The sequence below is a fragment of the Pseudomonas sp. Con_6 genome, assembly GCF_059379395.1.
In genome coordinates this window covers 4,222,515-4,241,692 of the sequence record NZ_CM182011.1, presented here as the reverse complement: position 1 = coordinate 4,241,692, position 19,178 = coordinate 4,222,515, and the positions used below count along the sequence as shown (strand labels likewise).

Annotated in this window: 16 protein-coding genes and 2 pseudogenes; 9 read left to right on the top strand and 9 right to left on the bottom strand. The window is 65.3% G+C overall.

Annotated elements, in window-relative coordinates:
• Positions 1-1,431 (top strand): aldehyde dehydrogenase family protein, encoded by a 1,431-nt coding sequence (locus tag AC5QPF_RS18720; protein ID WP_494964204.1) that lies wholly within the window; start codon positions 1-3, stop codon positions 1,429-1,431.
• A gap of 141 nt (positions 1,432-1,572) precedes the next feature.
• Here the strand turns inward: AC5QPF_RS18720 and AC5QPF_RS18715 are convergent, their stop codons facing one another.
• A complete protein-coding gene (locus AC5QPF_RS18715; protein WP_494959308.1) occupies positions 1,573-2,964 on the bottom strand; it encodes an aldehyde dehydrogenase family protein in 1,392 nt (463 codons plus the stop codon).
• A 109-nt stretch (positions 2,965-3,073) separates the two neighbouring features.
• Here AC5QPF_RS18715 and ptrR point away from each other — a divergent pair, with 109 nt between their 5' ends.
• From ptrR to AC5QPF_RS18700, 3 genes are all read left to right on the top strand, one after another.
• Positions 3,074-3,955 carry a putrescine utilization regulator PtrR gene (gene ptrR / locus AC5QPF_RS18710; RefSeq protein WP_494959307.1) on the top strand — a complete coding sequence of 294 codons (882 nt, stop codon included), beginning with the start codon at positions 3,074-3,076 and terminating at the stop codon, positions 3,953-3,955.
• A gap of 65 nt (positions 3,956-4,020) precedes the next feature.
• Complete coding sequence (locus AC5QPF_RS18705) at positions 4,021-4,743, top strand: alpha/beta fold hydrolase (RefSeq protein ID WP_494959306.1); 723 nt, start codon at positions 4,021-4,023, stop codon at positions 4,741-4,743.
• A gap of 28 nt (positions 4,744-4,771) precedes the next feature.
• Positions 4,772-4,933, top strand: a complete 162-nt coding sequence (locus AC5QPF_RS18700; protein WP_494959305.1) for a hypothetical protein — start codon at positions 4,772-4,774, stop codon at positions 4,931-4,933.
• Between the two features lie 58 nt (positions 4,934-4,991).
• Here the strand turns inward: AC5QPF_RS18700 and AC5QPF_RS18695 are convergent, their stop codons facing one another.
• The 4 genes from AC5QPF_RS18695 to AC5QPF_RS18680 form a co-directional block, all read right to left on the bottom strand.
• Positions 4,992-6,320: an alginate export family protein gene (locus AC5QPF_RS18695; protein WP_494959304.1), complete on the bottom strand. Its 1,329-nt coding sequence runs from the start codon at positions 6,318-6,320 to the stop codon at positions 4,992-4,994.
• 118 nt (positions 6,321-6,438) lie between these two features.
• Positions 6,439-7,218 (bottom strand): SDR family oxidoreductase, encoded by a 780-nt coding sequence (locus AC5QPF_RS18690; protein WP_494959303.1) that lies wholly within the window; start codon positions 7,216-7,218, stop codon positions 6,439-6,441.
• Positions 7,215-8,006: an SDR family oxidoreductase gene (locus AC5QPF_RS18685; protein WP_494959302.1), complete on the bottom strand. Its 792-nt coding sequence runs from the start codon at positions 8,004-8,006 to the stop codon at positions 7,215-7,217. The genes AC5QPF_RS18690 and AC5QPF_RS18685 overlap by 4 nt, the downstream gene beginning before the upstream one ends.
• Positions 8,003-8,821, bottom strand: coding sequence for a MoaF C-terminal domain-containing protein (locus AC5QPF_RS18680; RefSeq protein ID WP_494959301.1), 819 nt, complete (start codon positions 8,819-8,821; stop codon positions 8,003-8,005). Before AC5QPF_RS18680 ends, AC5QPF_RS18685 begins: the two co-directional genes overlap by 4 nt.
• Positions 8,822-8,981: 160 nt before the next feature.
• On the opposite strand from AC5QPF_RS18680, the gene AC5QPF_RS18675 reads away from it, so the two are divergent.
• On the top strand, positions 8,982-11,309 hold the full coding sequence (locus AC5QPF_RS18675; RefSeq protein ID WP_494964203.1) for an EAL domain-containing protein: 2,328 nt from the start codon (positions 8,982-8,984) through the stop codon (positions 11,307-11,309).
• Complete coding sequence (locus tag AC5QPF_RS18670; RefSeq protein WP_494959300.1) at positions 11,297-12,151, top strand: phosphate/phosphite/phosphonate ABC transporter substrate-binding protein; 855 nt, start codon at positions 11,297-11,299, stop codon at positions 12,149-12,151. The genes AC5QPF_RS18675 and AC5QPF_RS18670 overlap by 13 nt, the downstream gene beginning before the upstream one ends.
• On the opposite strand, the gene AC5QPF_RS18665 is transcribed toward AC5QPF_RS18670, so the two are convergent.
• The 4 genes from AC5QPF_RS18665 to AC5QPF_RS18650 form a co-directional block, all read right to left on the bottom strand.
• Complete coding sequence (locus tag AC5QPF_RS18665) at positions 12,152-12,526, bottom strand: GFA family protein (RefSeq protein ID WP_494959299.1); 375 nt, start codon at positions 12,524-12,526, stop codon at positions 12,152-12,154.
• 138 nt (positions 12,527-12,664) lie between these two features.
• Positions 12,665-13,321 carry a LuxR C-terminal-related transcriptional regulator gene (locus AC5QPF_RS18660; RefSeq protein WP_494959298.1) on the bottom strand — a complete coding sequence of 219 codons (657 nt, stop codon included), beginning with the start codon at positions 13,319-13,321 and terminating at the stop codon, positions 12,665-12,667.
• The gene (locus AC5QPF_RS18655) at positions 13,318-13,761 is read right to left on the bottom strand and encodes a heme-binding protein (RefSeq protein ID WP_494959297.1); all 444 of its coding nucleotides are present in this window, start codon (positions 13,759-13,761) and stop codon (positions 13,318-13,320) included. Before AC5QPF_RS18655 ends, AC5QPF_RS18660 begins: the two co-directional genes overlap by 4 nt.
• Complete coding sequence (locus AC5QPF_RS18650) at positions 13,758-15,008, bottom strand: MFS transporter (protein WP_494959296.1); 1,251 nt, start codon at positions 15,006-15,008, stop codon at positions 13,758-13,760. The genes AC5QPF_RS18655 and AC5QPF_RS18650 overlap by 4 nt, the downstream gene beginning before the upstream one ends.
• Positions 15,009-15,168: 160 nt before the next feature.
• On the opposite strand from AC5QPF_RS18650, the pseudogene AC5QPF_RS18645 reads away from it, so the two are divergent.
• The 3 genes and pseudogenes from AC5QPF_RS18645 to AC5QPF_RS18635 all read left to right on the top strand — a co-directional run.
• A pseudogene (locus tag AC5QPF_RS18645) lies at positions 15,169-15,873 on the top strand (PAS domain-containing protein); the annotation flags it as partial.
• Positions 15,874-15,891: 18 nt separating this feature from the next.
• A pseudogene (locus AC5QPF_RS18640) lies at positions 15,892-16,203 on the top strand (methyl-accepting chemotaxis protein); the annotation flags it as partial.
• A gap of 406 nt (positions 16,204-16,609) precedes the next feature.
• Positions 16,610-19,135, top strand: a complete 2,526-nt coding sequence (locus tag AC5QPF_RS18635; protein WP_494959295.1) for an EAL domain-containing protein — start codon at positions 16,610-16,612, stop codon at positions 19,133-19,135.
• Positions 19,136-19,178 lie beyond the last annotated feature (43 nt).

Below are 19,178 nucleotides of genomic sequence, written 5' to 3'. Positions count from 1 at the left end.
CTGTACATGACTCATTACATCGATGGCCGCTGGGTGGATGGCGCCACCGCCGATTGCATCAAGGTGTTCGACCCGTCCCTGGGCGAGCCCTTCGCCGAACTGCTGGCCGCCAGCGCTGCCCAGGTCGATCAGGCGGTCGCCGCCGCAGGCAAGGCCCTGCCAGCGTGGAAAACCCTCGACGTGGCAACCCGCGCCGGCTACCTGCGCGGCTTTGCCGAGCAACTGGGCCTGCGCCGCGAGGAACTGATCGCCCTGCAGATGCGCAACAACGGCAAGCCGCGCCATGAAGCGGAAATCGACCTGGACGACGCCGTCGCCACCTTCGGCTACTACGCCGACCTGGTCGAGCAGCAGTCCGGCAAGGACTTCAACGTGGCCCTGGCCGCGCCAGGCTTCAGCGCCCGTACCCGCCTGGAGCCGGTGGGCGTGGTCGGCCTGATCGTGCCGTGGAACTTCCCGCTGGTGACCAGCGCCTGGAAACTCGCCCCGGCCCTCGCCGCCGGCTGCACCGTGGTGCTCAAGCCGTCGGAGATCACTCCGCTGGTGGAGCAGGCCTATGGCCGGATCGCCGAGACCCTCGGCCTGCCGGCGGGCGTACTGAACATCGTGGTAGGCAAGGCCGAGACCGGTATTGCCCTGAGCAACCACAACGGCCTGGACAAGCTGTCCTTCACTGGCAGCAACAACGTGGGCAGCCAGGTGATGCGCAGCGCTTCGGCGCAGTGCCGGCCGGTGACCCTGGAGCTGGGCGGCAAGTCGGCCATCGTGGTGTTCGACGACTGCGACCTGGACCAGGCGGTGGAGTGGATTGTCGCTGGTATCTGCTGGAACGCCGGGCAGATGTGCTCGGCCACCTCGCGCCTGCTGATCCAGGAAGGTATCGCCGATGCCTTGCTGGAGCGTCTGGCGGTAGCACTGGAGAAGCTGCGGGTCGGCAACCCGTTGAGTGAAGAAGTGGACATGGGCCCGATGACCAGCCAGGGCCAGTGGCTCAAGGTGGCGGCGTATTTCGCCATCGCCAAGGAAGAAGGCCTGAAGTGTCTGACCGGCGGCCAGCCGCTGGACCGCTCCGGCTGGTTCGTCAGCCCGACGCTGTACGCCGATGTGCCGGTGGACAGCCGTCTGTGGGTCGAGGAGATCTTCGGGCCGGTGCTGTGCAGCCAGCGTTTCCGTACCGAGGAAGAGGCGATCGCCTTGGCCAACGACAGCCGTTTCGGCCTGGTTGCCACCGTGGTCAGCAAGGATCTGGAGCGAGCCGAGCGAGTCGCCGATGCCCTGGAAGTGGGGCATGTGTGGATCAACTCGATCCAGGCGGTGTTCGTCGAGACGTCATGGGGCGGTACCAAGGGCAGCGGCATCGGCCGCGAGCTGGGACCCTGGGGGTTGTCGGCGTATCAGTCGGTGAAGCATGTGACCCGTTGTCTGGGGTGAGCCGTACCTGAATAGTGGTTGCAACTCCGACCCTGTGGGAGCTGGCTTGCCAGCGATTGGCCGGTACTGACAAAGAGGGTGTCAGATCGGGCCTCATCGCTGGCAAGTCAGCTCTCGCAGGGTTTTGTATTGCTCAGGCGATCAGTTGCGATCCAGCCACACCGTCTGTGCATTGCAGAACTCACGCACGCCGAAGTGCGACAGCTCGCGCCCGAAACCGCTCTTCTTCACGCCACCGAAGGTCACCCGCGGATCGCTGGCGCAGTAGCCGTTGATGAAGATGCCACCGGTATCCATTTCTTCCACCAGTTGCTCGGCCAATTCCACATTGGCGGTGTAGATGGTCGACGCCAGGCCGAACTCGCTGTCGTTGGCCAGTTCAAGCGCATGCCGTGCATCGCGGGCGGTGATGATCGAGGCCACCGGGCCGAACAGCTCTTCCTTGAACGAGGTCATCTGGTCGGTAACGTTCGCCAGCACCGTCGGCTGGTAGTAGTTGCCTTCACCGTCCGCCTTGCCGCCACCCAGCAGCAAGGTCGCGCCTTCGGCCAGGGTCGCCTGGACCTGGCCGTCCAGCTCGTCGCGCAGGTCGAAGCGGGCCATCGGGCCGATATAGGTGTCGGTGTTGCGCGGATCACCGATCACCAACTCGCGGGTCAGGGCGACGAACTTCTCGGTGAAGGCTTCGACGATGCCTTCCTCGACGATCAGGCGCTTGGCCGCGGCGCAGACCTGGCCGGTGTTCTGGTAGCGACCGATCACGGCAGCCTTCACCGCTTCGTCGAGGTTGGCGTCGTTGAGCACGATGAACGGGTCGGAACCGCCCAGCTCCAGCACGCATTTCTTCAGCGCGGCACCCGCCTGGGCACCGATGGCCATGCCAGCACGGACGCTGCCGGTCAGGGTCACGGCGGCGATGCGCGGGTCGGCGATGGCCTTGGACACGCCATCAGGGGTGACGTTGATCACCTCGAACACGCCCTCGGGGAAACCGGCGCGCTTGAAGGCGTCCAGCAGCAGGTAGGCGCTGCCCATCACGTTTGGCGCGTGTTTGAGCACGTAGGTGTTGCCGGCCAGCAGCGCCGGTACGGCGCCACGCAGTACCTGCCAGATCGGGAAATTCCACGGCATCACCGCCAGCAGCGGGCCCAGCGGACGGTATTCGATGCGCGCCTTGCCCACCGGTACCGGCGCGGCTTCCGGGGCCAGCATGGCCGGGCCATTCTCGGCGTACCACTCGCACAGCTGGGCGCATTTCTCGATTTCGCCACGGGCCTGGGCAACCGGCTTGCCCATCTCGTCGGTGATCATCAGGGCCATGGCCTCGACGTTGTCGCGCAGGGCGACGGCCAGATCACCCAGCTTGGCCACGCGGCCGGCCAGCGGCGTGCGGCGCCACACCGCGTAGCCGGCGGCGGCACGGGTCAGGGCGGCGTCGAGCACGGCGGCGCTTTCGTAGGGATAGGCGCCGATCTGCTCGCCGGTGGCGGGATTGATCGACAGGGCATGGGTCTGGTGGCTGATCACGGTCATCTCGGCGTCCTGATTCTTGTAAGGAGTACGGACCGGAGCCTACTGCGTTGTATGTTTCCCTGAAACTGAATAATACTGAGCGAAACTTTCACGCAGAGAGAATGATGATATGGATCTGGTCCAGCTGGAGATGTTCAAGGCCGTGGCAGAGCAGGGCAGCATCAGTGCGGCGGCCCAGCATATTCACCGGGTGCCCTCGAACCTGACCACCAGAATCCGACAACTGGAAGAAGAACTGGGCGCCGACCTGTTCATCCGCGAGAAAAGCCGCCTGCGTCTGTCTCCGGCCGGGTGGAATTTCCTCGACTACGCACGGCGCATCCTCGACCTGGTGGCCGAGGCGCGGCAGACCGTTTCCGGCGACGAACCCCAGGGGCCGTTCGCCCTCGGCTCGCTGGAAAGTACTGCGGCGGTGCGTATTCCCGCGTTGCTGGCGGCGTACAACCAGAGTTACGCCAAGGTCGAGCTGGACCTCAGTACTGGCCCGTCCGGGGCGATGATCGATGGCGTGCTGGCCGGGCGCCTGAGCGCGGCCTTCGTCGACGGGCCGGTGCTGCACCCGGCGCTGGAAGGGGTGCCGGTGTTCACCGAGGAAATGGTGCTGATCGCGCCGCTGAACCATGGGCCGATCAGCCGTGCGGTCGAGGTCAACGGCTCGACCATCTACGCCTTCCGCGCCAACTGCTCATACCGTCATCACTTCGAGAAGTGGTTCTCCCAGGACGGCGCGGTGCCGGGCAAGATCCTCGAGATGGAGTCCTACCACGGCATGCTCGCCTGTGTCAGTGCGGGGGCCGGGCTGGCGCTGATGCCGCGCAGCATGCTCGACAGCATGCCGGGCTGCAGCACGGTCAGCGTCTGGCCGTTGTCGGAGAAATTCCGCTACCTGCGCACCTGGCTGGTGTGGCGGCGGGGGATGATGTCGCGCTGCCTGAGCACCTTTGTTGAATTGCTCAGGGAGCGGGGGGAGGTATTGGAGGTCGAGGCATGAGGCCGGCAAGGACACAGCAATAATTTGCCTTCAGGCATAGAATCCCGCTTCCCCGCTTTTCAGGAGTGCTCCGCTTGTCCCGTGACGACCTTCCCTTGGTGATGCTGCCCGGCCTGCTCAACGACCATCGCCTGTGGGCCCACCAGCAAGCCACCTTCGAACCCGGGCGCCAGGTCCTGATTCCCGACCTCAGCCAGGACACGGCCATCGTCGCCATGGCCGAACGGGTACTGGACCAGGCTCCGCCACGTTTTGCCCTGGCTGCGCTGTCCATGGGCGGCTACGTGGCCTTCGAGATCCTGCGCCGCGCCCCCGAGCGGGTCGAGCGTCTGGCCTTGCTCGACACCATGGCCCGTCCCGACGATCCGGCCCGCGCCCGGGTCCGCCGTGGCCTGCTGGAACTGGCCGGGCTGGGCAAGTTCAAGGGCGTCACCCCGCAACTGCTGCCACGCCTGATGCACGCCCGCAGCCTCGACACCACGGTACCCGAGGTGGTCATGGCGATGGCCGACGCCATCGGTCGCGAAGGTTTTATCCGCCAGCAGCAGGCGATCATCGGCCGCGCCGACTACCAGCCCGTGCTGGACAGCATCCGCGTACCGACCCTGATCCTGTTCGGCGAGCAGGACGAGATCACGCCGCTGGCCGAAGCCCGCCTGATGCAGGCCGGGATCGCCGGCGCGCACCTGGAAGTGATCGACGAATGCGGTCATCTGCCGCCGCTGGAGCACCCCGAGCGCACCAGCGAACTGCTTGGCCGCTGGCTCGACGGTGCCTTTGACGCCTGATTTTCCGCTGCCTGTTTCGGAAATGCCCTTGAAAGCGCCTGCTGCTTTTCTGGGATCTTCGTCGTCGGCCCGGGTGGTGATCGGCATCGGCATGGCCTTGGGGCTGTACGAAGCGCTGTTCGCCACGCTGTTGCTCGGCGGCTGGTTGCAGCAGGTAGCGGGGCCGGGGCGGTTCTGGTGGGACTGCTGATCCTGCTGTTGTAGCTGAACCCGCTCCACAGGGACCGGGTCGAGCTCAAGGTTTACCGTCAGAACGGCACAGCCACCGTCAACTGGCTGTACACGTTGGTGCCATTGCCACCGACCTGATTGCCGTCGTTGCTCTCATCCTTCTTCGGCTGATACAGCCCCACCAGCGGGCTGATGATCAGGTGCTCGTTCACCGCCCATTCCACGTAGAAGTCCAGCTCCCGCGCATCCAGGTTCAGGGTGTCGCGGGTACGCAGGGTGTTGAAGTCGAAGTACAGCGCGCCTACCGTCAGGTTCTCCAGCGGCGTGGCCTTCAGGCCCACGTGGTGGATCCCGGTATTGCTGTTGAACGGCCCGGAGTAGTTGGCCGCCACCTCACCCTGGAACCAGGTGCCATAGCCCGTGCTCAGGCCGGTGAACAGCGAATCCCAACCCTGCGAATAGCGGGTGTAGCGGTAGGTGACCTTGGGCGACCAGGCGACATCGGCAAAGGTGTAGCCGGCTTCGGCGTACCAGGCTTTTTCCGGCCCGGCGTCCTTGTCCTGCCAGGCGTATTCGAAGGCGAAACTGGCGTTCTCGATGCCGGCATTACCTTCGCCACGCAGGCTGTAGACGTCCATGTTCTCGCGCTCTTTCTGGAAGTCGCTGGCCCACTGGTCGGTGACGTCGAGGCCGTGCACCCAGGTCAGGCCCAGGGTGCCGGCCTCGGTGGTGTAGTCCAGGGTCCCGGCGGCCAGTTCGGTTTCGGCCTGGGCGCGGTTGTCGGATTTCAGCCACAGCACGCTGCCGTGCAGGCCATCCTGGCCACCGAGCTTGAGCACTGCGGTACGGTCGAAGGCGTGACGGGCCGCCAGGTAGTAGGCGCCACCGCGGTTCAGCGCGCCGTCCGCCGGGCCCTTGCCGAGGTTGGGACCGTCGTCGTTGATCAGGAAGCCGCTGCCGATCTTGACCACCTGGCGCCCCGCGGAGAAGTCCACGCCATCCTTGCCCAGGGCCGGGAACAGATCGCCCGAGCGCCAGCCGAGGAAGGCGTCCTCGATCTTGGTGGTGCGTTCGGAACCGTCGGTATTGCCGGCGGCGTCGCCGTCACCCCAGGTTGCCGAACTGACCAGGTTGAAGGTGCCGTACAAGGTGCCGGCGCCGCCCAGGCCCTGGTCGCCGCTGACGCCATACTTGATGAAGCCTTCGCGCCAGGTGGAGCCTCCCGTGGTGCCGTCGTAGTTCTTGCGGCTGTTGAACATGCCCCACACGGCGAGCATGTCGGCGTTGAGGTGGGTGTCGTCGTCCGCGTACAGCTCGTAGGCCAGCGCCGGCTGGGCCGCTGCCAGTGTGACCAGGCTCAGGCCGACGGCCCGGGCCAGCGGTAACAGGCGATGTTGCTTGTCCATTGGTGTTCCCCCATTTTCTTGTTGGCAGTTGTGCTGTAGCGAGGGCTTATTAGGGCGCTGGCAGCCGGAGCAAGTCTTGTTCGTGGCTGCCAGCGTTCTTGATCGCAATGGCCAGTAGTCAGCCGTTACGCTCCAGGGTGGCGAGGGTTTCCGGCAGGGTGGCGCCGCCGTCGACGATCAGGGTCTGGCCGGTGATGTAGGCAGCGTTGTCCGAGGCCAGGAAGAGCATGGCGGCGGCGATGTCCTGCGGCTCGCCGAGACGGCCCAAGGGCACGCTGCCGGCGATCCGTGCGTTGAGGTTGGCGTCGCCGAGGTTGTCCATGGCCGGGGTGCGGATCATCCCCGGCTCGACGCCGTTGACCCGTACGCCATGGCCTGCCAACTCCAGGGCGGCGCTGCGGATGAAGCCGTTGACTCCGGCCTTGGACGCGGCGTAGTGGCTGAGTCCGGGGTAGGCGACCCGTGGTCCGGTGACCGAAGAGGTGACCAGTACGTTGCCGCCACCCTGGCGCCGGAACAGCGGCAGCGCGCCCTGGGTCAGCCAGAACAGCGCCGACAGGTTGACGTCCAGGGTACGTCGCAGCAGCGGCTCGTCGATCTGTTCGAAGGGCGTCAGCGGGAAGTACGCGGCGTTGTGCACCAGCACGTCAAGGCGCGGCAGCCCGGCCAGCAGCGCGGCGACGGCCTCGCGGTCGGCGAGGTCGATGCCGCTGGCAGTCACCTGATGGCCTTCGTCATTGAGCCTTTCTGCCAGGGCTCGCGCGCCCTCCAGGTTGAGGTCGGCGATCAGTACCTGGGCCCCGGCGCGGGCGAAGCCCTCGACGATGGCCTGGCCGATGCCCTGGGCGCCACCAGTGACCAGCACCTGCTGGCCGCTGAAATCGAAGCGTGCATTCATGGCTGATTCTCCAGGTGGGTATAGGCCAGGGTCGGCACGTCGACGATGGTCGAGCCACCATCGGCGGCGATCACCGCACCCGTGACGATCGACGCTTCGGCGCTGATCAGGAACTGACACAGCGCAGCAATCTCGTCCGCCGTAGCGGGGCGGCGCAGTGGCACGTCGGCAGTGACCCGGCGGTAGGCGGCGTCGAGGTCTTCGCCGTAGTGCTGCATTAGCGGCTGCATTTCCTCATCAGCCATCGGCGTGCGCACCCAGCCCGGACACACGCAGTTGACCCGTACCCCCTGCGGCCCGAAATCCCGGGCCAGCGAGCGGTTCAGGCCAACCAGCGCATGCTTGGCCGTGGTGTAGCCGCACACCTCGGGGCCCGCCGCCAGGGAGGCGATGGAACCGAGCAGGACGATGCCGCCGCGTCGCTCCACCAGCAGTGGCAGGCAGGCCCGGGCGCTGTGAAAGGCGCTGTGCAGGTTGCCGCGCATGGCGGCTTCCCAAGCGTCGTCGCTGGTGTCCAGGGCGTTGCCCAGGCCATGGCCGCCGGCGCAGCAGACCAGTGCATCGAGTCCGCCGAAGCGGGCGCGGATCTGCTCGACGAAACCGGTCCAGGTGGCGCTGTCGGCCGCATCACCGGCCAGCACCAGGGCATCGGTGCCGACCGCCACCTGCTCCAGCGCTTCGCGCCGCCGGCCGACCAGCACCAGGTTGTCACCCAAGGCGGCCAGGCGCTTGGCGCAGGCCGCGCCGATGCCGCTGCCGGCACCGGTGATCAGCACGGTGCGCTTCATGCTTCGTGGACCGTCTGGTTGATCAGGTTGCAGTACGAGGACACCGGGAAGTTGCTGAAGGCATCGAAGCTGCCCTCGGCATAGCCGAAGATCTTGCCGTCGCTGCGGTGCTCGCGCAGGTCGATCATCACCAGACCCAGGGTCGGGATGATCTTCTCGCGCCAGACGAACAGGTACAGCTCGTCGGCGATCTTGTAGTAGTGGCAGCGGTCGGTGTCGCACAGGCCTTGCTCGACGCCCTTCAGGCACTGCCAGGTGTAGTAGTTCTCGTTGAGGTAGATGTGCTCGTATTCCTCGGTCGGGCTGTAGCGATAGCGGTTGCGGATGCCCACCAGCTCGGCGGTCGGGGCGTGGGGGCAGGCGCCGTCTTGCCAGGGCTTGTCGAGGCTGCCGTGGAAGAACTGCGCTTCGACGCTGGTCAGGTTCTTGCCGGACAAGGCGCGTTGGTAGATGCCTTGCTGGGTCTCCTGCTCGGACGGCATGTTGCCGATCACCGCGGTGAAGGACTGGCTCAGGGTGTCCAGTACCAGGGAGATGGACCAGGTCTGGCCGTGCTCGGTCTTCAGGAAGTCCACCAGATAGATGCCCGGGCGCACCGAGGTGGCACGGTACGGTGCGCTACCGCTGGAGTGGCCGTCGGCGGCGTGCCAGTGCAGTTGCTCGGCGTCGAAGCGGTGCTCGATGACCCAGCCGTTGGCGAAGTTCAGCGTCAGTTGCTGACCGGCCAGCTCGGCCAGTTGCGGCAGGATGAAGGCCTGTGGGGCAAAGCCCTCGGCGAGGGCGCCTACGGTGATCCAGTCGGATTGGGTGGTCATGGAAGTGGCTCCGGTACTTGTTGTTGGGAGCCACGATGGTGCCGCGAGGCGCGGCAGGGCGGTATCAACCGGATGGTTGAGGCGGGGTTGGCATACCAGTCATCTGTCTGTCATGAACTGGTAGTAATGTGCCATCACTCAGCGGCAGGAATGAATCGTGGTGATCCGCCGGTCCTTGTCTTCCTTCAACGTTCTGCAGTTTCTCCTGCTGTCCTCGGCGGTGGCGATCCTGCTCTTCGTCTGGGTCTCGTATTTCCAGCAGCGTGCCACTTCGGAGCAGGAAGCCCTGGCGGCCAAGGCTTCGGAGCACCTCAATCTGGCCACCATGGCCGCGGAGAACCTCAGCCAGCTGGTTGACCGCGCGCAGACCATTGGCCGCGCCGCCCAGGCGGACATGCGCGACAGCGGGCCCGGCCGCTGGAGCCTGGTGCGCATGCTCGCCGAGGACCCGGTGCTCAAGCGCATGAGCCTGTACCGCTTCGATGGCGACCTGCTGTCCGCCAGCCACAGCGACGAACCGCAGCAACTGCCCGAGGCCTGGCTTTCGGCCCTGCGCGAGCATATCGGCCGCTACGGTTTCAAACCCTTCCTGCCGCCGCTGGACGCCTCGGCCCGGGAAACCGCCGAGATCAACTGGCGCCTGCCGTTCCTCCTGCCCCTGACCGAACCGTCCCGCGGCCAGCCGGAAAGCATTCTCCTGGTGCAACTGGACATCGGCTATCTGGCGGTGCTGTTCCAGCATATCGACCTGGGCACCAGCGGCCTGATGCGCCTGCTCGACAACACCGGGCACGAGCGCCTGCGCATTGGCAACAGCGGCGTGGTGGTGGCGGGGGAGGCGTTGATGCCGAGCCTGCCGGACAACCTCGAGGCCTCGGGGCGGATCAGCCAGTTCAGCGGCGATGGCCGTTACCAGAGCCTGTACCGCAAGGTATCACCGCGCGGCTTCAGCATTGTCGTGAGCCAGCGCGAGGACGAGATCCTGGCACCGTCGCGGTTGCTCTACGAGCGCCAACTGTGGGTCAACCTGAGCCTGACCCTGCTGATCCTCGGCGGCGTGTTCTGGGGCTGGCGCGTGCTGGGCAAGCGTGAGGAAGCCTTTGGCGCCCTGGAGCAGGCGCAGCGGATCAACCAGCAACTGATCCAGCGCCTGGAAGAAGAGCACCGGCGCAGCAGCCACGCGGCGGCCACCGACCACCTCAGCGGCCTGCACAACCGCCGCCAGTTCATGGAAACCGCGGCCCGGGTGCTCGCCGAGCAGCGCAGCAAGCGGCGCTTGATGGCGATCCTGTTCATCGACATGGATCGCTTCAAGTCCATCAATGACTCCCTCGGCCACAAGGTCGGCGACCTGTTGCTACAGGCGGTGGCCGGGCGCATAAGCCGCGCCCTGGAGCCGGGGGACGAGGCTGCGCGTTTTGGTGGCGACGAATTCGTGGTGCTGCTGGCCGGGGCCCGTACTGAAGAACAGATCGACCTGTGGGTCCGTATGTTGCTGAACAAGCTGTCGGCGATCTACTCGTTGGACAAGCACGAGCTGAACAGCAGTCCCAGTATCGGTGTGAGCATCTGTCCGCGGGACGGCGTGTCGGTGGACGAGCTGATCCGCCATGCCGACGCCGCCATGTACTCGGCCAAGCAGGCTGGGCGTGGCCAGTACCGGTTCTTCGACCCGTCGCTGAACGTCGTCGACGTCGGCGAGTTTGCCCTGGAGCAGGCGTTCGGTTTGGCGCTGAAGGAGCGTCAGTTCGTCCTGCACTTCCAGCCCAAGGTGCGTTTCGACTCCATGCGCGTGGAGGGCTACGAGGCCTTGGTGCGCTGGCAGCATCCGCAGTTCGGCCTGCTGTACCCGGATCGCTTCATCTCCCTCGCCGAGCGCAGCGGCTTCATCGTCGCTCTGGGTTGGGAAGTGCTGCGCCTGGCCTGCGAGGCGTTGGTGGGCTGGCAGGCGCGGGGGATTCAGTCAGGGCTGGCGATCAACGTTTCGCCCCTGCAGTTGCGCCAGCCGGACTTCAGCACCCGCTTGCTGGAGGAGTTGCGCCAGCATGGCGTTGAACCCCCCTACCTGGAACTGGAAATCACCGAGACCACGGTGCTCGATGATGAAGGCCAGGGTATCAAGCACCTGCAGGCCCTGCGCGATGCTGGCTTGAGCATCAGCCTTGACGATTTCGGTCAGGGCTATTCCGGGTTTTCCCATCTGCAGGCGCTGCCGATCAACCGCCTGAAGATCGACCGCACCCTGATCGCCCAGCTCTCCAACAGCCACGACGACAGCCCCATCGTGGTGTCCACCATCATCCTCGCCAAGCGCCTGGGTCTGGAGGTAGTGGCCGAGGGCGTGGAAACCCGCGAGCAGGTGGTCTACCTGCGCCTGGCCGGTTGCGACTTCGCCCAGGGCTACCACTTCAGCCGTCCGCTGACCGTGGCCCAGCTCGAGGAATACCCTCCCTTCATCGACGCGACGGAAACTGCATGCGAGCACTGATCTGCCTGTTCTGCCTGATGCTGGTCGGCTTGCCGGCGATTGCCGAATGCCGGCAACCGGCGTTGCGTATCGCGGTGATTCCGAAAAAAAGCATGGAGGTGCTGATGCAGGACTACCAGCCGTTGCTGGAGCGCCTGCACAAGGCCTTGGGCGTTCCGGTGTCGATCGTCCCGGCATCGTCCTATGAGAGCGTGGTGGATGCCGTGGTTTCTGGCGGTGTGGATATCGCCTGGCTGGGGCCGGCGGCCTATGTCCTGGCACAGCAGCGTGATCCGAGCATCGAGCCGTTCGCCGTGCTGGCGATCAAGAAAGGCTACTTCACCCCGGCGGGCCATCACTACCAGGCCTTGCTCCTGGCGCGACGCGGGGTGGCGCAGGACCTGGAATCGCTGCGGGGCAAGCGCGTGGCTCTGAGCGATCCGGCCAGTACCTCGGGCAGCGTGGTGCCCAATGTAGAATTCGCCGCCCGGGTCGGGCAGCCGCTGGCGCGGTTCTTCGGCTCGGTGGCTTACAGCGGCTCCCATGACAAGTCGCTGGACGCCCTGCTTGAAGGACGGGTGGACGCGGCCTTCGTCGCCAGCGTGCGGGCCGATGCCTACCTGAACAGCGGTACGATCGAGCGGGACACCTTCAACGTGTTGTGGCGCTCGGAGCGGATCTACTACGACCCCTATGTGTTCCGCGGCAACCTGTGCGCTGGGTACAAGGAGAAAATCCGCGCTGCGATGCTGGAGAACCAGGAGGGGCTGGCGCAGTTCCTGGCGTCCCAGGATGCCAGCGCCATCGCCCCGGTGAGCAAAGCCGAATATGCACCGCTGGTGCAGATGATGGAGGGCCGTTGATCAGCTTCGCGACCAGACGGGCTGGCCGTCTGTGAAGGCGTGGGACACGGGCTTGAGTTCGTCGCGGTGCGGGTCGTCCAGGGTACCTGCCAGCAGGGCGATGGTCGGCTCGTCGTCGAGGGCGCCGAGGGAACTGCCGCAGCGTGGGCAGAAGGCGCGGCAGGAATAGTCCGAGGAGCGGTACAGGGCAGGCTCGCCGCCTTCGCCGGTCCATTCCACCTTGTCCCGGGGGAATTCGATCCAGAGCGCAGTGAGGGCGCCGGTGTGTTGCTGGCAGTAGCGACAGGAGCAGGTGTGCGGGTTGCCGGCGGGGCCGTGGGCGGTGAAGCGGATCCAGCCGCAGAGGCAGCCGCCTGGGTAGGGGAGTGGGTTCATCTTGTCGTCCGTGGTGTCTGGTTGGGCGTAGCTTAGACCACAGGGCCTCATCGCGGACAACGCCCGCTCCCACAGGTTTCGCGGCGCACGCGGTCCTTGTGGGAGCGGGCGTTGCCCGCGATGAGGCCAGTAGCGACGCTACAGAAACAAGGCCCCCACCAACTCCGTCCGGTTCCTCACCCCCACCTTCCTGAACAGATTGATCAGGTGGGTCTTCACCGTTGGCAACCCCAGTCCCAATTCTCGCGCCAGGGTCTTGTTGCAGGCTCCGCCTTGCAGCAAGAGGGCAATCTCCCGCTCCCGCGGTGTCAACCCGGCCAGCCGGTCCGCTGCGGGCGCCGGCAATTGCCGCGCCGCCATCTGCATCAACCCGTGCAACGGCAGCAACCGTTCCAGCTCCGCCGCACTGAACGCACCCAGCGAGCCTTCGCGCAGCAGCGAAACCCCCGCCGCCAGGCGCCCGTCCACCCAGGCCATGATCTCCACCACATCCACTACCCGGTGCTGATCGAGAAATCCCAGGTACTCCCGCCCATGGGCCGCATCGTGGTGCGCCAGGCCCTGGCGCAGCGACACCACCGGCAAGCCGATGGCCTTGCAGTTGTCCGGCTTGAGCGGGTCGAGGTGGCGGTAATGCTCCAGGTAGCGGTGGTGCATGGGCGCCTGCATGCCCAGCAACTGGAAATCGCAGGCCTGCAACTGCTCGTCGATCCGGTAAAACGCCGCCAGGCTCGCTGGCACCTGCTGGCTGAAGGCGTGCAGGCAGTAGCTTCCCAGCTCTTGCGCGCTGTTCATGGCGCGCCCAGCAGTGCGCCGACCCTGGCCACGGCGGCGCGGGCGCATTCGGCGTCCATCGCTTCCGAGGCGCCGGACACGCCGATGGCGCCGATCACCTGGCCGTCATGCAGGAACGGCTCGCCACCGCCGAACAAGGCAAGGCTCGGCTGCAGGGGCAAACCGTCACGCACGGCTGCCGAGGCTTTCTGCAAGCGCTCTTCCCAGACCGAGGTCGACACGCCGAAACCGGCGGCGGTCAGGGCCTTGTTCAAGGCGATGGCCTGGGACGGCCGTGGCGCGCCGTCCATGTGTGCGCTGTGGATCATCTGGCCGCTGGCATCGAGGATCGCCAGGCTGACCCGCAGGCCAGCCTGTTCGGCGAAATCGACAGCGGCGCCGAGGGCCTGCATGGCCAGGCGCAGGGTGATGGTCGGTTGCTGACGCAGCAGGGCAGTCATCGGGCGGATTCCTCCACGGCAGTTTCAGGGATGCCGCGTACCCGCAGCGCCACCTGCCACAGGCAGTAGGCGGCGAGCAGGGCAGCGGCAACGGACATGGCCCAGGGGCCGCCAAGACGGGCCGCCAGAAGCCCGGCGAGCAGGCCGCCAATGGCGTCGAAGCCGAAGCGGGTCGAGGTGTAGATCGACACCACTCGCCCGCGCAGCGCTTCCGGCGCCTGGCTTTGCAGGAGGATGTTGGTGCCTACGTTGTTGATGGTGACGCCAAAGCCGAGGATCAGCATGGCCAGCAGCGACAGCGGCAGGCTGCGGCTGCCGGCGAACAGCAGCAGGCCAAGGGCGCTGGCGCTGGCGGAAAACAGGATCAGGCCACGCAGCCTGTCGGCACCTTGTTGGCCGGCCAGCAGCACTGTGGACAGCAGCGAGCCCAGCCCGGCCGCGCCCCACAGCCAGCCGAGGGTGCGCGCGTCGCCGGCGAAGATGTCATGGGCGAACACCGGTAGCAGCACGGCGTAGGTCGAGGCGGTGAGGTTGACCACCAGCACGCCGAGGATCAGCCCGCGCAGCGACGGCGAATGCCAGACGTGATCGAGGCCCTCGCGGAACAGGTGGCGCATGTTGCCACTGGCCTTTTCCCCAGGCGCCAGGCGCACCGCCATCAGGCCGAGGATCAGGCCGCCATAGGACAGCGCATTGAGGGCGAAGCACAGCGCCTCGCCTGTCACCGCCAGGAGCAAGCCGGCCAGTGGCGGGCCGATGAAGCGCGAGCAGGTGAACAACATGGCGTTGAGGGCGAGGGCGTTGGCCAGGTCCTCGCGGTCATCCACCAGGCGGCTGAGCAGCGACTGGCGCAGCGGCGTGTCCACTGCGTTGAGGATGCCGAGGGTAGCGGCGAGCAAGACGATCAGGGTCGGATTGATCAGCTCCAGCCAGGTCAGCACGGCCAGCACCAGGGCCTGTACGCCAAGCAGGCTTTCCACCTTGATCAGCAGGCGGCGCTTGTCGTGGCGGTCGATCCAGGCTCCGGCGATCGGCCCCACCAGCAGTTGCGGCAGGAGCGTGGCGCAGGTAGTGAGGCCGAGCAGTGCGGCGGAGCCGGTCAGGCGATAGACCAGCCAGGACAGGGCCACGGTCTGCACCCAGGTGCCCAGGGTGGAAATCGCATGGCCGATGAAATACAGCCGGAAATTGCGGTGGTGCAGGGCCCGCAGGACCGGGGGCCAGCGGTTCGGTTGTGCAGCTTTCACGATCGGGAACGCCATGTGCCGGAAAAGGAGCGAGGCCGCCGCCAGCGAACCCCGTGCCTGACTCTACCGGCTTGCACAGGGAACGTCTTGCCTTTGCCTGTCGCCGACATGGATCTGCGTGCCAGGCGCTGGCAGCGACGGTCAAGTGGCCGGCACCCGGATGCAAGACGTAGCCGGCGCTTTTCCGTTCAACTCGTTGTTTTTCACTGCCGAACGGTGTGCGCTGATGTTTTTCAGGAAAGATCATTGGGTGCAGGAACTCGAGCCGCTGTTGACGCGGATCAGTCAGGGTCAGCTGTGGGACGACGTCGAGACGCCGCACCTGCAGCGCCACCCGGCGTTGCTCGCCGCCTTGCGCGGCCTGGCGGTGGATCGCCAGGCCGACCGGCGCCGGCTCGACGAAGCCCAGGCCCATGCGGGCGACCTCAGCGTGCAGATCGAGCAGGCACGACACCAGGGCGAGGCGGCCCGGACAGAAGCCAGTAGCCTGCTGCGGCGCTGCGAGGATCTGCAGTCGATGCTCGGTGAGTTGCAGCAGCAACTGGAAGGCCACCGTCAGCAGGCGGCGATCTGGGCCCAGCTGGAATCAACCATTACCGAGGGGACCTGGGACATCAAGGTGGTCAACGGCGACCTGCAGCACCCCGACAGCCACATGCGCATTTCCAACCAGTTCCGCGCGGTGATGGGTTACGGCTCCAGCGAGCTGCCGGATGGCTGGGACGCCCAGGTCAGCATCACCCACCCCGACGACCTGCCGCAGATCATGGCGATCTTCGACCGCGAGATCCTCAAGCCCGGGGCCAGTGGCGAATACGTCTTCGAGTACCGCATGCGCCACAAGACTCGTGGCTATATCTGGTGCCGTGAGCGCGGTTGTGCGGTGCGTGACGAACGTGGCGTACTGACCCGGGTGATTGGCGCCGTGCGCGATATCAGCGATGAACGCAGTGCCCAGGCCAGTCACGAGCAGATGCTCTCGCAGAACCAGACCACCTACGCGCAGATCGCCACGGTGGTGGGGGTGATCAAGAGCATCGCCGAGCAGACCAACCTGCTGGCGCTGAATGCCGCCATCGAGGCGGCGCGGGCCGGGGAGGTGGGGCGCGGGTTCTCGGTGGTGGCCGAGGAGGTGAAGAAGCTGGCCGACAGTACCCGGCAGGCGACGCAGCAGATCCAGTCGATGTTGCAGGAGCAGTAATCGAGCGGGCGACACGGGCCCTGTGGACTGGCAAGCCAGCCCACAGGGTCCGCGTCGTTTTCAAGGGCGCTTAATACAGGTTCATTTATTATTAGTGCGCTATGTAATTTTTAAAAAATAACTATCTGCATTTTCCTAGCACAGGCAAAAGTCTATTTATTGATATACGTCATGCTTTTCCCTGAATTCCAATAATTTCTCCTTTTTTTCAATTACTTGAATGAATAGCGAAAGAATCACCCGTGAATAATGGCGACGCGCCATTATTGAGCGTAAGCTAGCGTCCGCGCTCACCGGGCGCCTCCCGAGCACTGAAACCAAGCCTCTGCCGCAATCACCCATTGCAGCGGCGTGGCTTGCGTTCGCCACTGTCAACCTGCGCTTTTTCCGGATCGAGTTGATGCCCATTACCCAGAACCTGTCTGATCTTTTTGTTCAAACCCTGGAACAAGCCATCGATAGTGTGGTTGTCATCGACAGCCGTAATCACGTGGTGCTGTTCAATGCCGCCGCGGAAAAGTTGTGGGGCTTCGATCGTGAGGAAGTGCTGGGCCGGAATGTCAGCATGCTGGTGCCGGAAAGCATTCGTGGCCGGCATGACGGTTATGTCGATTCGAATCGACGCACCGGCGTCAACAAGATCGTCGGCACTACCCGCGATGTGCCGATCCACAAAAAGGACGGGACCCAGCGCTGGGGCTCGATGTCGATATCGCGGGTGGAAACCGACGGGCAGATCCTCTACACCGCCTTCCTCAAGGATGTCACCGAACAGCGTCGCGAGCGCAAGCGCGCCAAGCTGCTGGCGCTGGTCGCCGACCAGACCGACAACGCCATCTTCATCACCGACGGTGCCGGCAAGGTGGTCTATGTCAACAAGGGTTTCGAGAACCTGTTCGGCTACCGCCTCGACGAGATCGAGCTTTGCCTGCCGGCCGAGCTGCTGGTGCCGCATCTGCCGCTGGCGCGCATGGCCGAGCTGCGCCGCGGTCTGAACGGCGGACGCTCGTTCCGCCTCGAAGAGCTGCTGCAGGTCAAGGGCGGTGAGCGGATCTGGTGCAACGTGGCGATCAACCCGGTATTCGGCGCCAATGGCGAGCTGGCGCAGACGGTGACGGTGCTCACCGACATCACTGCCTCGAAGATCCACCAGGTTCTGCAACACTGCATCCTCGACGCCATGGTCCGGGAAATGCCGCTGGAGTCGGTGATGGACCTGCTGTGCAAGGAAATCGAGCGCATGTCTCCGGAACTGCGCGCGGCGGTGATCCAGATCGGCACGGACGGTACGTTGCACCCGCTGGCGGCGCCGGGGTTTTCCGAGCGCTATGGCGAGATGCTCGAAGGGCGGCAGATTCGCGATTGCGTCGGGGCGTCCAGCGTGGCGGCGTGCCGCGGCGAGATGGTCTACGCCAGCGACATCGGCAGCGATCCACACTGGACCAGCATTCGCGAAGAGGGCCTGGAGCTGGGCATCCGCAGCGTCTGGGCTATCCCGATCAAGGATTCCAAGGGCCTGCCCATCGGGGTGCTGTCCTTCTACTACGACGAGCACCGCACGCCATCGACCTTGCAGCAGCAGATCGTCGAAGTCATCACCCCCTTGTGCGCACTGGCCATGGAGCGCGAGGTCAACCGCGAGAGCATCCGTCAACTGGCTTTCTACGACAGCCTGACGCGCCTGCCCAATCGCAGCCTGCTGCACGCCAAGGCCGATCATGCGCTGATCGAGGCGCGGCGCACCCGGTCTGCGCTGGCGGTGCTGTTCATCGATCTCGACCGCTTCAAGCAGATCAACGATTCCCTTGGTCATCCGGCGGGTGACGAACTGCTCAAGCTGATCGCCCAGCGCCTCAGCGACAACGCCGATATCGTCGGGCGCCTGTCGGGTGACGAGTTTGTCGTGGTCTTGCCGGACTGTGACAGCCAGCGGGTCAACGATGCCATCGAGGAGATCCGCCAGGCGATTTCCCAGCCGTGCCAGATCGCCGGCTCATGCTTCTCGCCGTCGGCCAGCATCGGCGTCAGCCTCTACCCGCGGGACGGCCACGACATGAGCACGCTGATCCACCGCGCCGACATGGCCATGTACCAGGCCAAGCACTCTGGGCGCGGCCGCTTCAGCTTCTTCAGCCACGAACTGAACGAACTGGCCCAGGAGCGCCAGGCCCTGGAAAGCGCTCTGCGCGAGGCCATCGAACAGGGCAAGCTGCAACTGCACTACCAGCCCCAGGTGAACATCGACGATGGCCAGGTCTATGGCGTCGAAGCACTGGCGCGCTGGACCCACCCGGACTTCGGCGTGGTCTCGCCGGCGCGCTTCATTCCCCTGGCCGAAGAGTGCGGACTGATCACCGAACTGGGCCACTGGGCGGTACGCGAGGCCTGTCGGCAACTGGCGGACTGGCGGCGCAAGGGCCTGAGCATCCCGTCGGTGTCGGTGAACCTGTCGCCGAGCAATTTCCACAACCTCGACCTGGCCGGGATGATCAGCGACGTGCTCGACCAGCACGGCCTCGAGGCCCGCGACCTGACCATCGAACTGACCGAAAACCTGCTGCTGGACACCAACCCTGGCACCATCAAGGTTCTGCACGATCTCAATTCCCAGGGCATCAAGCTGGCCATGGACGACTTCGGCACCGGTTATTCCAGCTTGAGTTATCTGCGCAAGTTGCCGATACAGGAATTGAAGCTGGACCGCAGTTTCATTCTTGACCTGGAAGCGGACGAAACCAGCCGCGCCTTGAGCGATGCCGTGATGCGCATTGGCGACAGTCTGCGCCTCAAGGTGGTGGCCGAAGGTGTCGAGGAGCAAGGCCAGTTCCGCATTCTGAAGGACCAGGGCTATCACGTGGCCCAGGGCTATCTCCTGTCCAAGCCGTTGGCGCCGCAGGAGCTGGAAGCCTGGATGATGAAGTATTGACCCATTATTCGGGCACGCTGCCTGTCGCTTTTCCTATTCCTGG